The following is a 13,373-nucleotide window of genomic DNA, read 5'->3' as shown; positions in this document are numbered from 1 at the left end:
GGTCAGTGGAAGGTGTGCTCGGGGCCGGGGAACTCGCGGCCACGCACCTCCGCGGCGAACTGCTGGACGGCGCCGGTCAGCACGCCCGCCATGTCGGCGTAGCGCTTGACGAACCGAGGCGCCTTGCCGGTCCGCAGGCCGGCCATGTCCTGCCAGACGAGGACCTGGGCGTCGCAGTCCGGGCCCGCGCCGATGCCGATCGTCGGCACCGTCAGCTCGTGCGTGATCCGCTTGGCGACCTCGCCGGGGACCATCTCCATCACGACCGAGAACGCGCCGGCCTCCTGGAGCGCCAGGGCGTCCGCGACCAGCGTGTCACCGGCGGACCCACGGCCCTGCACGCGGTAACCGCCGAGGTTGTGCTCGCTCTGCGGGGTGAAGCCGATGTGTCCCATCACGGGGACGCCCGCCGCGGTCAGCGCTTCGACGTGCGGCGCGAAGTGGGCACCGCCCTCCAGTTTCACGGCATGCGCGCGGCCTTCCTTCATGAAGCGGACGGCCGTCTCCAGGGCTTGCGCCGGGGAGACCTGGTACGAACCGAACGGCAGGTCGGCCACGACCAAGGCACGCCTGGTCGACCGCGTCACCGCGCGGACCAGGGGAATCAGTTCATCGACAGTCACGGGCAATGACGTGTCATAGCCGTACACGTTGTTGGACGCGGAGTCGCCGACAAGCAGTACCGGGATGCCGGCGTCGTCGAACAGAGCGGCCGTGTACATGTCGTACGCAGTGAGCATGGGCCACGGTTCGCCGCGGTCCTTCATCTCCTGCAGGTGATGGATTCGTACGCGCTTCGCTGGTGCGGGTGCGGCGCCCGATCCGTAGGGGGCTGTGAGCTCAGAAGACATCGTCGTCCACCGTCCCTTTCCTCGAGGCCCGTGTACGGGTCCCCGGGTTGACTGCGGCTCTACGTCTACGAGGGTGACAGCCTGATTCCCGGAGCGCAGGAGGGTGCGAGGAGAGTCACAGGCGTCATGCTCACCGGTCCGGCGCTGCCCGCCCGGCAGCCGCTGCGGATCCGGGCCCCGTTGAGTTTTTCCCGGGCGGCTGCTTCACTGTCTGGGAGCGCTCCCAGACCCTGCCTCAATGACGAGAGGAGCAGCCTGTGCGCCGGATTCTGCTCGCAGCCGTGGCCGCGCTGGCGTTGTCCCCGACCCATGTCGCCCTTGCCGCCGACCCGATCGGGATGACCAGCGGCTTTTACGTCGACCCGAACTCCAACCCGGCGACGTGGGTCCGCAACAACGGTTCGGACGGCCGCGCCGCGCGTATCCAGTCGTCGATCGCCAGCAAGCCGATGGCCAGGTGGTTCGGGTCGTGGAGCGGCGATATCCAGTCCGCGGTCAGCAGCTTCGTCGCCGCGGCCGACGCCGCCGACAAACTGCCGGTTCTCGTGGCGTACAACATCCCCGGCCGGGACGCGTGCGGCGGGCACTCCGGCGGCGGCGCCGGATCGCCCGAGGCGTACCGGACCTGGATCTCCGCTTTCGCCAGCGGCCTGGGCAACCGGCCCGCCGTGGTGATCCTCGAGCCCGATTCGTTGGCGGACTTCAACTGTATGGACTCCGGGAAGATCGCCACCCGCAACAGCATGATCACGTACGCGACCGAACAGTTGCGCGACAAGGGCGTCAACACCTGGGCCTACCTCGACGCGGGCAACGCGCGGTGGGTTCCGGCCGCGACCATGGCGAGTCGCCTCAACAGCGCGGGTGTCCGCAACGTTCGCGGCTTCTCGATCAACGTTTCCAACTACTACACGACATCCGAATCGGCGGCGTACGGAAACGCTGTCAACGCGTCACTTCCGGGCTACACCAAGCCGTTCGTCATTGACACCAGCCGCAACGGCAACGGGTCCAACGGCGAGTGGTGCAACCCGGCCGGCCGGCGGATCGGCACGCCCGCCCAGGTCGGCGGCGGCGCGGAAATGCTTGTGTGGGCGAAGATCCCTGGCGATTCCGACGGTTCGTGCGGGATCGGCGCGGGCATTCCCGCCGGGCAGTTCAGCCCCGATCTGGCGATCCGGTTGATCGACGGGGTCTGATGACGGCAATTCCGCCGTGGTCAGCACCAGGCACGGGCCACTACCTTGGTTGTCCTGAGAACCAGGGGAGGTGTGCTCGTGCCTGGTGCCGACTGGGAACGGCAGATCGATGCGACCGCCGCGGCGTACCGGCGGATGAGCGACCGGGTCGATCAGATCCAGGTCTCGGACACCTCGCCGGACGGGTCGGTGCGGGTCACCGTGTCGGCGTCCGGTGTGCTGACGGATCTTCGACTGCCTGACCGTGCCCTCGCCGAGGAGATCATGGCGACGCTGCGCCGGGCACAGGCCAGAATCCCGGACCTGATGCGTACGGCGATGCTCGAAACCGTTGGGCCGCAGGACCCGAACACACACCTCGTACTCGCTTCGGCCCGAGAACGCTTCCCCAGCACCGAACCGCCGTCCAAGCGCGCCGACATGGTCGTGGTCGGGGACAAGGACGACTGGGATGAGAGGCCTGTCCTGGAGGACATCGGAGGGCCCACATGAGCGAGGGATACGAAGTCGTCGGCGACGCCTTGACCGCACACGCTCGTGCGCTGACGACGTTGGCCGACGAAATCCAAGGCGCGACCAATCCTGCGCAAACCCGCCTTCCCTCCGACGCGCTGGGACAGGTCGGGCACCCCTTGACCGCGCTGGTGGATCAGCTTGTGACAGCGGGGAATCGTGCGCTGGAGTCGGGCGTACGGGCGATGATCGCGACGTCTGACGGCGTGCGGGAAAGCGCGGGGATGTTCACCCACCGGGAAAAGGAGACCGGATCGGGCTTCGGAGGCGTCGGTGTCTGACAACATCAACGCGCTTTCCGCGTCAATGCGGCCTGTCGACGCGTTGTCAGCCGCGGGCCTCGGTCAGTTGACCGGCCTGGTGGCGCCCCTGCAACAGATACTGGATCGTATGGAGGGCAACGCTTCCGGCGTGCACGCGTTCCTCGACGCATGGATGACGGTCTCGAACCGCATCACGCAGATCCAGGGACAGCTCGGACAGGCGGTGGCCCAGGGAACGGCGGACTGGCGTGGCACGTCCGCGGACCAGTACCGGGCGCGAGCCGACGGCTTCTCCCGCTCCCTGGCGGAATTCGCCTCCGCCGCGAAGGAGGCCGCCGCGGTCGTGCAACTGACCGCCGAAGTGATCGGGCAGAGCCGCTCGGCCGCGAACGACCTGATCACGGACATGATCCAGCGCCTGATCTCGTTGGTACGCCACCTGATGGCCCTGGAAGGCGGCATGACGTCGATGGTGCTCGCGCAGGCGGGCGACCTGGTCAGCACGTTCGCCAAACCGGTCGCGAACATCGAACGCCAAGCCCTGGCCGGCGTGGCGAACGCGGAGAAGCCGATCAACACCCTGATCACCACCATCGGCGCGATCACCCGCCTCTGGGACAGTTACGCGTCCGGTGGGCAGCAGCGAGGCATGCGGCCGGCGGGCCGGTCCGACCAGATCCAAACCCAGCTGAGCGCCGTCGGGAACTCGATCAAGGACCTGAGTTCCCGCAAGGCGGCCCCGGAGCAGGTGGCACGGGCGCAGGGCCGCACCCGCGGCCTGCTCGGCCACGAACTGGCGCATCCAGCGCAGCAGGGATCGGCGCCGCCACCAAAGGGCAGGTAGAACTCCCGTACGCAGGCCCGCACGACTCAAGACGGGCGTGCCCGCGACGGGACGCCGTCCTCGACCTTCGGCGGCCGCGGCAAGCCGGGCTGGCGCGTCCTGTCGGCACGGCCGCGGCATCGTCGAAGCGATCGGCGGTCGCGCGCTAGTGGCCTTCGCGCCAGCCGTTGGTGATCGGCAGGCGGCGGTCCCGGCCGAAGCCCTTCACGCTGATCTTCGTGCCGGGCGGGTACTGGCGGCGCTTGTACTCCGCCAGGTCCACCATGCGCAGCACCTTGTCGACCACTTCCGCCGCGAAGCCCTGGGCGAGCAGGTCGGAGTAGCCCTTGTCGCCTTCCACGTAGTCGTCGAGGATGTCGTCGAGCAGCTCGTAGTCGGGCAACGAGTCCGCGTCGAGCTGGCCGGGACGCAGTTCGGCCGACGGTGGTTTGGTGATCGAGTTCTCCGGGATCGGCGGGACGTCGCCCAGTTTCTCCGCTTCGGCGTTGCGCCACCGGGCCAGTTGCCACACCAGGGTCTTGGGGACGTCCTTGATCGGGGCGAATCCGCCGACGGCGTCGCCGTAGATCGTCGAGTAACCGACGGCCAGTTCGGTCTTGTTCCCGGTGGCCAGGACGAGGTGGCCGTGTTGGTTCGACAGGCCCATCAGCGTCACGCCACGGCAGCGTGCCTGCACGTTCTCCTCGGCCAGGCCGGTCAGGCCCAGTTGCTCCACGAAGACCTCGACCATCTCCCCGATCGGCTGGACCGAGTAGTGCGCGCCGATCCGCCGGGCCAGGTCGGCGGCGTCGTCCTTCGAGTGCTCGGACGAGTAGGCCGAAGGCATCGAGACGCCGTACACCGACGAGCCGCCCAACGCGTCGGCGGCCAGTGCGGCCACCACGGCGGAGTCGATGCCGCCGGACATGCCGAAGGTCACCGAGCGGAAACCGTTCTTGTGCACGTAGTCGCGCAGGCCCGTGACCAGTGCGAACCACACCTCGGCCTCTTCGGGCAGCGGTTCGGCCGCCGGCGGCATGGGCAGCGGCTGGTACTCGGGCACCGGCTCGTCCGACAGCCGGACGCGGCGGACGGCGAACTCGCCGAACTGGCCCGCTTCTCGCGACGCGCCGCCCGGCAGGGACATGTCCATCATCATCAGGTGCTCGACGAACTGCGGCGCCCTGGTCAGCAGGGCACCGTCGATCGAGACGGCCATCGAGTCGCCGTCGAACACCAGCTCGTCCTGGCCGCCGATCAGGTTCACGTACACCAGCGGCGCGCCCGCCTCGGCCGCGCGCCGGGCGACGAGCGGCAGGCGCTGGTCGTCCTTGTTCCTCTCGTACGGCGAGGCGTTGGGGGAGACCACGAGGTCGACACCGGCCTGGCCGAGTGCCGTGATCGGCCCGCCGTCCTGCCAGAGGTCCTCGCAGATGACCATGCCGATCTCGACGCCGTGCAACCGGACGATGTCCAGCGTCTGCCCGGGCTTGTAGTAGCGGCGCTCGTCGAACACGCCGTAGTTGGGCAGGTGGTGCTTGAACTGCGTCGCGACCACTTCGCCCTCGTAGAGCACCGCGGCGGCGTTTCGTGGCCCGACGTCGTCGGCATCCAGGTAACCGACGTACACCGCGACAGCGCCGCACCCGGCGTCGGCGACGCGGGTGGCCAGCTCGGTGAGAGTCCGCTTGGAGGCGGCGGTGAAGGACTCGCGGAAGGCGAGATCCTCGACGGGGTAGCCGGTCAGTGCCATCTCGGGGAAGACCACGAGATGCGCGCCCTGTTCGGCGGCCTTGCGTGTCCACTCGACGATCAGGTCGGCGTTCCCGGCCAGGTCACCGACCCGGGTGTTGACCTGAGCGGCGGCGATGCGCAGTTGAGGCATACCGCTATCCTCCCGCATGTTTTCGCCTCAGAGGCGGAAATGTGGCGCACGGATCATCGCAGATCCAGCCATGCTGCCACGGGCAACCGGCCCTCGCGAGGGTCACTTCACAAGGGTTACCAGGCGAGATGGGTCCTAACTCGCCGAGCGGACCGGTTGGCTTCCGCCAGGGCGGCGCGCCGCGACGGCAGGGCAAGGACGCGGGCAGGGCTGGCGCGCCGAAATGCTTGACGTGGCGCTACTTCCTGTGAGATCGCGCCTGCGCTGTGTGCCGGGGGCGCGCCTTCGCTTGTCGCTCGGGCGCGCCGCCTGCTCTTGCTAACGTTCCGCCTTGACCTTCTTCACGTGCGCGCGGACCTTCTTCAACGCCTGCTCGGCATCCGAGTCCCACGGGTTGTCGTAGACCATGTAGGTCCACGTCGAAGTCGGCCGCTTGAGCCCGGCTTCCTCCAGCTCGGCGCCGTTCTCGCCGATCTTCACCGTGTCGAACGAGGCGATCGCCGTCTCGTGCGCCTCGGGGACGATCTGGTTGAAGGCGGGCACCACCGCGCGGTGGAACTCGTCGATCGGGGTTTCCTTGGCCAGGGCACGCAGGTGCACGGTTTCGCGCACGTCCGACGTGTAGCCGAGGTGGTCGACCCAGCGGCGGTCCAGGTGGTACAGCAGGATCTGACGGGCCGCCTCGGCCACGATCTCGGCGCCGAGCTCCTCGACCAGCTCCTTGTGCCGCTCGGGCGCGTGCTTCTCGAAGAGAGTGTCCGCGACGTCGCTGTGCAGGATCTTGTCGCGGTGCTCCATGATGATGTCGCGCTGCTGCTCGATCAGGCGGGTGTAGCGCCAGGTGTTGCGGTGGATCTCCAGCTCGACGCCCTCGGCGACACGCTGGGCGTGGGCCACGAAGGCGCGGGCCGTCTTGTCCTTGATCAGGCCGTCCTCGCCCGGCGGTTCCTTCAGCACGTGCAGCTGGACCTCGGGCGCGTACTGGGCTAGCTGCTCGTCCTCCATGCTGGAGAAGAACACCGATCCACCCGGGTCGCCCTGACGGCCCGCGCGCCCGCGCAGCTGGTCGTCCAGGCGGGATGACGGGTAGTGGCCTGTGCCGATGACGTACAGGCCGCCGAGTTCCGCGACCTTGTCGTGGTCGGCCTCGTCATGGCCGCCGAGGCGGATGTCGGTACCGCGACCGGCCATCTGGGTCGACACCGTGATCGCGTTGTACGCACCTGCCTCGGCGACGATCGCGGCTTCCTCGGCGTCGTTCTTGGCGTTGAGGACCACGCAGGCCAGGTCGTTCTCGGACAGCCGCTTGGCGATGCGCTCCGACTCCGCCACGTCCAGGGTGCCGACCAGGATCGGCCGTCCCGTCTCGTGGGTGGCGACGATCTCCTTGATCAGCGCGTCTTCCTTGGCCTCCTCCGTGGTGTAGAGCCTGGTCAGCTCGTCCTCACGGATGCAGGGCTTGTTCGGCGCGATGACCGCGACTTCCAGCTTGTAGAACTCGCGCAGCTGCTCGGCGACCGCGACCGCGGTCCCCGTCATCCCCGCGACCTTGGGGTAGCGGGCGATCAGGGCCTGCACGGTGATCGAGTCGAGCACCTCGCCGCTCTCGGTCGCCGCGACGGCCTCCTTCGCCTCCACAGCCGCCTGCAGCCCATCCGGCCAGCGCTGTAGCGCGGCGATCCGGCCACGGGAGGTGTTGATCAGCTGGACCTTGTTGTCCCGGACGATGTAGTCGACGTCCCGTTCGAGCAGCGCGTGCGCGTGCAGGGCGACGTTCACGGCCGCGAGGTACGGGCTGTCCTCGGCGTACAGGTCGACGCCACCGAGCGCCTTCTCCACAGCCTTGGCCCCGGACGGGGTCAGCCACGCGTTGCGGCCGTCCTCGTCCTCCTCGTAGTGCACGCCCGCGCGCAGGCGGCGGACGATCTCGGCCATGTCGGCGTCGCGCTCGACGCCCTCGGCCGAGCCCGCCATCACCAGCGGGACCTTGGCCTCGTCGACCAGGACCGAGTCGGCCTCGTCGACCAGGGCGACCGCGGCCGGGTTGGGGACCTGGACCTGGTCCTCGGCCTTGGTGACGAGCCGGTCGCGCAGCAGGTCGAAGCCGATCTCGCTGACCGAGCCGTAGCAGACCTCGGAGGCGTACGCCTCGCGCCGGTGCTCGGCCGACACCTTCTCGCCGACGTACCCGACCGAAACGCCGAGCAGTTCGTACACCGGCCGCATCCACTCCGCGTCACGTTTCGCGAGGTAGTCGTTGACCGAGATGACGTGCACACGCTTGCCGCGTACGGCGAATCCGGCGGCCGTCAGCGCACCGGCGAGCGTCTTGCCCTCACCGGTCGCCATCTGCACGACGTGTCCGGAGAGCATGCCCATGACGCCGAGCAACTGCACGTCGTAGGGGCGCTCGTCCAGCGCCCGCTTGGCCGCCTCACGGGCCAACGCGCAGAACTCGACCAGCTCGTCGTCGGCCAGTTCCCGTTCCGAAGCACGCAGCTTGCCGACCCGACTGGTCAGCTCCTCGTCGCTGAGCTTCGCGATGTCTTCCTCGCGGTCGGCGATCTTGGGCAGCAGGGCTTCGTACTTGGTCAGCTCGACCGACGCAGGCCGTTCCAGGAACCGGCGCAGCCGGCCCTTGACTTTGGCGAGCATCTTCGCCACCAGGCACCTCCAGCATCACAGGGCACGCACAGCCTTAACGCGACGGTGTTCATGTCGAGTTCCGCCCGGCCCGTCATTCGCCCCAATGGCACTATCGAGATGTGACATTGAGCGGCCGTACGTGGCGATTCTCCCTCGTATCCATGCTGGTCGCAGCGTCTGCGGCCTGCACTTCGTCCACCGGAGCGCCCGTTGTGCCGTCCTCCACGGAACAACGGGGGCCGAAGGGGACGGTACCCGCAGGAATGGAGAGGTTCTACGGCCAGTCGCTGACCTGGGGTGACTGTGCCCCCTTCGCCCGGACCGCCGGCGACCGGGACACCTTCAAGGACCCCGGCGCGCGGTGTGCGCGGCTGACCGTGCCCCTCGACTACGCCAATCCGGGCGGCGCGACCGCCACCCTCGGCCTGCTGCGGGTGGCCGCGACCGATCCCAGCCGCCGGATCGGCTCGTTGCTGGTCAATCCGGGCGGTCCGGGCGCGTCCGGTCTCGGCACCGCGATCCGGTCGGCGAGCCAGGCCAAGGACACCGAGCTGGGCAGGCGCTTCGACTTCGTCGGGTTCGACCCCCGTGGCGTCGGGTCGAGTGAACCCGCGATCAGATGCCTGACCGACCAGGAGCGCGACGCCGAACGGGCCGAGGACGACGAACTGGACGCCTCGCCGCAGGGCGTGGCCAAGGTCGAGGCGGAGCAGCGCGACTACGCGCGCAAATGCGTCGAACGGACTGGTGACGGCGCCGCGTTGCTGGCCAGCATGGGCACGCGGGACGTCGTGAAGGACATGGACGTGCTGCGGTCCGTGCTGGGTGACGAGAAGTTGTCGTATCTCGGCTACTCCTACGGCACCCGGCTCGGCACGACGTACGCCGAGACGTTCCCGCGGAACGTGCGCGCGCTGGTGCTCGACGGAGCGCTCGACCCCGAGCAGAACGTGGTCGAGGAGCTCGTCGCGCAGGGCGAGGGTTTCCAGAAGGCCTTCGACGCGTTCACGCAGTGGTGCGTGCAGCGCCCGGACTGCGCGCTCGGCCAGGACCCCGCGCAGGTGCTGCCGAACTACTGGAACCTGGTGCGGCCGTTGATCGACCGGCCGGTGGACCTCGGCGAGGGCGGCCGCAAACTCTCCTACTCCGACGCGACGACCGCGGTCATCCAGGCGCTCTACGCCGAAGAACTGTGGGACACGTTGAACAAGGGCCTCGGCGACTTGAAGCGGCAACGCGCCCAGACGTTGATGCTGCTCGCGGACACCTATTTCGAACGTGGCCAGGACGGCCGTTACTCCACCACCCAGGACGCGTTCACGGCCGTGCGTTGCGTCGACGACCAGCGTGTCACCGACAAGACGCTGGTCGTCCAGGCACAGGAGCGCTACAAGCAGGTGGCGCCGTTCCTCGACGACGGCCGTCCGACCAGTTCCGCACTGGACGCGTGTGCTTTCTGGCCGGTGCCCAACACTTCCGAGCCGCACTTGCCGAAAATCCAAGGTCTGCCACCGGTTCTGGTGGTCTCGACCACAGGTGACCCGGCGACGCCGTACCAGGCGGGCGTGAACCTGGCCAAGGCGCTCGGCGGCGCGCTGGTGACGTACGAGGCGACGCAGCACACCGCGTTCCTGCAAGGAAACCGGTGTGTCGACGACGCGGGCATCGCGTACCTGGTCGATCTGACCGTGCCACCGGCCGGGACCACGTGCGATGGGTGAGCGGCGGTCAGACCGCTTCCAGCACGAAGAACAGGAAGCTCAGGAAGGCATGCCTGTCCCCGAGTTCGTCGGGGAACCGCTCGTGGGCGCCCGGTGCCGGCGGCGGTTCGCTGATGACGGCCGTCCGGAAACCGGCCGCGGTGAAGGCGTCGGTCATCGCGTGCAGCGGCCGGTGCCAGTACGCGAGCACGGCCTTCTGCCCGTCGAAGGTGTACTCCTCGGCGAACCTGACGGTCGCGAAGTAGTCGGCCTGGGGATAGAACAGCTTGTAGACGATCGGGTGGTTGACCGACATGATCAGCCGTCCGCCGGGCCTGAGCACGCGCCGCAGCTCCGCCAGCGGCGCGGCCCAGTCCTCCAGGTAGTGCAGGACCAGCGACGCGACCACGTCGTCGAACGCGCCGTCGGGAAACGGCAGCGGGCTGCCCAGATCGGCGACGCTCAGCGCCGCGTCGGCGCCGAGCCGCTGCCGGGCCAGTTCGACCATCTTGGCGCTGGAGTCGAAGCCGGTCACGACGGCGCCCCGGTCGCGCAGCGCCGCGAACAGCGGGCCCGAACCGCAGCCGGCGTCGAGAATCCGCCTGCCGGCGACGTCCCCCGCCAGGTTCAGGATCGCCGGCCGCGCGTAATAGCCGTTGATGAGGTTGGCATCGGTCTCGGCCGTGTACGCCTCGGCGAAACTGTCGTAGTCGTTGGCCACGGGCCCGTCGGCGACTTCGGCGGAACTCTTGGGAAGGGCGGGCATGCGGCCCATCCTGGCACAGCCGCCCCGATCCGGCCGTTCTCCCGGCCAGGCAAGGAATCGTAACGAAATGCCGTTATCGCCCGATCTGGGAAACGTGCGCCGTGCCAGGGGAATCGGAGCGCTGGGGGTGGCCACACTGCTCGCGCTGACCGCTTGTTCCGCGGTCGTGCCCGGAACACCGGTCGGTGCCGGGGCGTCCGGGCCGGTCGGTCCGGTTCCGCCTGGACTGGACAGGTTCTACGCGCAGCCCTTGAAGTGGGAGGCTTGTGCGGACTACGCCACAGACGCCGACAGCGAAGCACTGTACGACGATGAAGACCTGCGGTGCGCGAAACTGCGGGTACCACTCGACTACGCGAAACCGGACGGCCGTGAGATCAGCATCGGCTTGCTGCGCAAGGAAGCGGGCAGTCCCGCGGCCCGGATCGGCGCGCTGGTGATGAATCCGGGCGGTCCTGGCCAGTCCGGCATGGTGGCCGCGGCGGCCCTCACCCGCGAGAGGTGGGATGATCCACTGTCCGAGCGGTTCGATCTGGTCGGGTTCGACCCCCGGGGCGTCGGATCGAGTGAACCGGCGGTGAAGTGCCTGTCCGACGCGGAGAAGGACGCCGAGCGGGTGGAGCCGCCGCTGACCGGCCCGCAAGCCGTTGCCGAGGAAGAGAAGGACAACAAGGCGTACGCCGAGAAGTGCGCCGCCAACACCGGCGCCGACGTGCTGGCGAACGTCGGGACGCGGGACGTCGTCAAGGACATGGACGTGCTGCGGTCCGTGCTGGGCGAGCGGAAGCTCAACTACGTCGGCTTCTCGTACGGCACCAGGATCGGCACCGCCTACGCGGAAGCCTTTCCCGGTAACGTCCGCGCGCTCGTGCTCGACGGCGCGGTCGACCCGACCGCCGACCGGACGACCAGTGCCATCGGGCAGGCCAACGGGTTCAAGAAGGCCTTCGACGCGTTCGCGGCCGCCTGCGTGACCAAACAGACCTGTCCGCTCGGCCGGGACGCCGCGCAGGCGGAGGCGAAGCTCGACGCGATGCTGGAGCCGTTGAAGGCCAATCCGATACCCGTGGGCGCCCGTCAGCTGTCCTATTCGGACGCCATGACGGCGGTGGCGCTGTGCCTCTACAGCGAGGAGACGTGGAGTCTGCTGGAAGAGGGACTCGTCCACCTGACCGGGACGGACGGCACCACGCTGCTGCAGTTGGCCGACGTGTACCTGGGCCGTGGCCCGGACGGCAAGTACTCCAACATCCATGACGTGTTCACCGCCGTGCACTGCGTCGACGACCCACAGATCAAGGACCGTGCGGTGGTGGAGGAGCAGGCGCGCCGCCTCCGGGAGGGCGTGCCGACGAGCCCGCTGAACGACGACGAGGTCGTCGCCGCGCTGGACGAATGCGCGTTCTGGCCGGTGCCCAGCACCAGTCAGCCACATGAGCCCAAGGTTCCCGGGCTGCCCCAGGTTCTGGTGATCTCGTCGACCGGTGACCCGGCCACGCCCTACGAGGCGGGCGTGCGACTGGCCAAGGCGCTCGGTGCGAGCCTGTTGACGGTGGAGACGAACAGCCACACCGCGTTCCTGGGTGACAACGACTGCGTCGACGATGCGGGCGCGGCATACCTGATCGAGCTGAAACTCCCCGGGGAAGGCATGAAGTGCTCTTGAGTCTTCATTGGAGCGTGAAGAAGCTGGTCGGCCACGCTGGTGCGTGCCATCCTGTGCGCATGACTCGCCCACGCCGCGCGTTCGTCGGCGCACTCGCCGCCACGCTCATCACGACGGTTTCCGGCTGTGGCTTGTTGTCCGGTGAGCAACCGGCGACGCCGGGCGTCGAACAGGCCAAGGTCCGGCTGGGCGTGGTGCCGATCATCGACATCGCGCCGGTGCACATCGCGATCAAGAAGGGCTACTTCCGCGACGAGGGCGTCGAAGTCGAGCTCAAGTCGATCCAGGGCGGCGCCGCGGGCATCCCCGGGCTGGTGAACGGCGAGCTGGACGTGACCTTCGGCAACTGGGTCTCGTTCCTCGCCGCGCAGGCCAAGGGCGTGGCCGACCTCAAGCTCGTCGCCGACGCCTACCGCGGCAGGCCGGACATGTTCCTCGTGATGACCACACCGGACTCGGCCGTGAAGACACCGGCGGACCTGGCGGGCAGGAAGGTCGGCGTGAACACCCGGGCCAACGTCGCCGAACTGGCGGTGCGGGCGGCGATGAAGGCCAAGGGCGCGGACGCGAACACCGTGCAGTTCACCGAGATGGCGTTCCCGGACATGCAGGCCGCGTTGCAGCGCAAGGACATCGAGGCCGCGCTGCTGGTCGAGCCGTTCATCACGCGGGCGGTCCGGGAGATCGGCGCGGTGCCGGTGCTGGACACGATCACCGGAGAGGCCACCGATCTGCCCATCGCGGGGTACGCCACGAGCGCGAAGTTCGCACAGCAGAACCCGAAGACGGTCGACGCCTTCCGGCGCGCGCTGGTCAGGGCGCAGCGGGACGCGGGTGACACAGCGGAAGTGCAGAGCGTCGTCACCGGCTACGCGAAGGTGGACCCGTCCATCGCCGGGGTGCTCCGGCTCGGCCTGTACCCCAGCGGCATCGACGTCGAGCGCCTGAAAGGTGTTGTGACGCTGATGAAGGCGAACGGGATGCTGACCGAGGACGTCGACCCCGGCAGGATGCTGCTCTAGGACGGCAGCTGGAACGGGTTGCGCGGCAACGATTTCGGC

Annotated in this window: 11 protein-coding genes; 7 read left to right on the top strand and 4 right to left on the bottom strand. The window is 68.7% G+C overall.

Annotated elements, in window-relative coordinates:
- Window positions 1-2 precede the first annotated feature (2 nt).
- The gene (gene panB / locus GC106_RS33090) at window positions 3-851 is read right to left on the bottom strand and encodes a 3-methyl-2-oxobutanoate hydroxymethyltransferase (protein ID WP_173138745.1); all 849 of its coding nucleotides are present in this window, start codon (window positions 849-851) and stop codon (window positions 3-5) included.
- Between the two features lie 257 nt (window positions 852-1,108).
- Between panB and GC106_RS33085 the strand changes: the two genes are divergently transcribed.
- From GC106_RS33085 to GC106_RS33070, 4 genes are all read left to right on the top strand, one after another.
- Window positions 1,109-2,050 (top strand): glycoside hydrolase family 6 protein, encoded by a 942-nt coding sequence (locus GC106_RS33085; protein WP_312873062.1) that lies wholly within the window; start codon window positions 1,109-1,111, stop codon window positions 2,048-2,050.
- 78 nt (window positions 2,051-2,128) lie between these two features.
- A complete protein-coding gene (locus tag GC106_RS33080) occupies window positions 2,129-2,542 on the top strand; it encodes a YbaB/EbfC family nucleoid-associated protein (RefSeq protein ID WP_173138744.1) in 414 nt (137 codons plus the stop codon).
- Window positions 2,539-2,844 carry a type VII secretion target gene (locus tag GC106_RS33075; protein ID WP_173138743.1) on the top strand — a complete coding sequence of 102 codons (306 nt, stop codon included), beginning with the start codon at window positions 2,539-2,541 and terminating at the stop codon, window positions 2,842-2,844. Before GC106_RS33080 ends, GC106_RS33075 begins: the two co-directional genes overlap by 4 nt.
- Window positions 2,837-3,670 carry a hypothetical protein gene (locus tag GC106_RS33070; protein WP_173138742.1) on the top strand — a complete coding sequence of 278 codons (834 nt, stop codon included), beginning with the start codon at window positions 2,837-2,839 and terminating at the stop codon, window positions 3,668-3,670. Before GC106_RS33075 ends, GC106_RS33070 begins: the two co-directional genes overlap by 8 nt.
- Window positions 3,671-3,815: 145 nt before the next feature.
- On the opposite strand, the gene GC106_RS33065 is transcribed toward GC106_RS33070, so the two are convergent.
- Both GC106_RS33065 and secA2 read right to left on the bottom strand, forming a co-directional pair.
- Window positions 3,816-5,534 carry an NAD+ synthase gene (locus GC106_RS33065; RefSeq protein ID WP_173138741.1) on the bottom strand — a complete coding sequence of 573 codons (1,719 nt, stop codon included), beginning with the start codon at window positions 5,532-5,534 and terminating at the stop codon, window positions 3,816-3,818.
- Between the two features lie 318 nt (window positions 5,535-5,852).
- The gene (gene secA2 / locus GC106_RS33060) at window positions 5,853-8,189 is read right to left on the bottom strand and encodes an accessory Sec system translocase SecA2 (RefSeq protein ID WP_173138964.1); all 2,337 of its coding nucleotides are present in this window, start codon (window positions 8,187-8,189) and stop codon (window positions 5,853-5,855) included.
- Window positions 8,190-8,341: 152 nt separating this feature from the next.
- Here secA2 and GC106_RS33055 point away from each other — a divergent pair, with 152 nt between their 5' ends.
- On the top strand, window positions 8,342-9,901 hold the full coding sequence (locus GC106_RS33055) for an alpha/beta hydrolase (RefSeq protein WP_173138740.1): 1,560 nt from the start codon (window positions 8,342-8,344) through the stop codon (window positions 9,899-9,901).
- Between the two features lie 7 nt (window positions 9,902-9,908).
- Here GC106_RS33055 and GC106_RS33050 read toward each other — a convergent pair whose 3' ends face one another.
- On the bottom strand, window positions 9,909-10,646 hold the full coding sequence (locus GC106_RS33050; protein ID WP_173138739.1) for a class I SAM-dependent methyltransferase: 738 nt from the start codon (window positions 10,644-10,646) through the stop codon (window positions 9,909-9,911).
- Between the two features lie 67 nt (window positions 10,647-10,713).
- Between GC106_RS33050 and GC106_RS33045 the strand changes: the two genes are divergently transcribed.
- Together GC106_RS33045 and GC106_RS33040 are read left to right on the top strand one after the other, a co-directional pair.
- Complete coding sequence (locus GC106_RS33045; RefSeq protein WP_173138738.1) at window positions 10,714-12,312, top strand: alpha/beta hydrolase; 1,599 nt, start codon at window positions 10,714-10,716, stop codon at window positions 12,310-12,312.
- Window positions 12,313-12,371: 59 nt separating this feature from the next.
- On the top strand, window positions 12,372-13,334 hold the full coding sequence (locus tag GC106_RS33040; protein ID WP_173138736.1) for an ABC transporter substrate-binding protein: 963 nt from the start codon (window positions 12,372-12,374) through the stop codon (window positions 13,332-13,334).
- The last annotated feature ends 39 nt before the right edge of the window (window positions 13,335-13,373 follow it).

It is taken from the genome of Kibdelosporangium persicum (genome assembly GCF_013280595.1).
Classification (GTDB): domain Bacteria; phylum Actinomycetota; class Actinomycetes; order Mycobacteriales; family Pseudonocardiaceae; genus Kibdelosporangium; species Kibdelosporangium persicum.
The sequence above is the reverse complement of the archived record's forward strand: the minus strand, read 5'-3'. Positions and strand labels throughout refer to the sequence as shown.

Coding starts and splice junctions, on each gene's coding strand:
- GC106_RS33075 (WP_173138743.1), top strand. CDS start 2,539: ATGAGCGAGGGATACGAAGTCGTCGGCGACGCCTTGACCGCACACGCT.
- GC106_RS33065 (WP_173138741.1), bottom strand. CDS start 5,534: ATGCCTCAACTGCGCATCGCCGCCGCTCAGGTCAACACCCGGGTCGGT.
- GC106_RS33040 (WP_173138736.1), top strand. CDS start 12,372: ATGACTCGCCCACGCCGCGCGTTCGTCGGCGCACTCGCCGCCACGCTC.
- secA2 (WP_173138964.1), bottom strand. CDS start 8,189: ATGCTCGCCAAAGTCAAGGGCCGGCTGCGCCGGTTCCTGGAACGGCCT.
- panB (WP_173138745.1), bottom strand. CDS start 851: ATGTCTTCTGAGCTCACAGCCCCCTACGGATCGGGCGCCGCACCCGCA.
- GC106_RS33050 (WP_173138739.1), bottom strand. CDS start 10,646: ATGCCCGCCCTTCCCAAGAGTTCCGCCGAAGTCGCCGACGGGCCCGTG.
- GC106_RS33045 (WP_173138738.1), top strand. CDS start 10,714: ATGCCGTTATCGCCCGATCTGGGAAACGTGCGCCGTGCCAGGGGAATC.
- GC106_RS33055 (WP_173138740.1), top strand. CDS start 8,342: ATGCTGGTCGCAGCGTCTGCGGCCTGCACTTCGTCCACCGGAGCGCCC.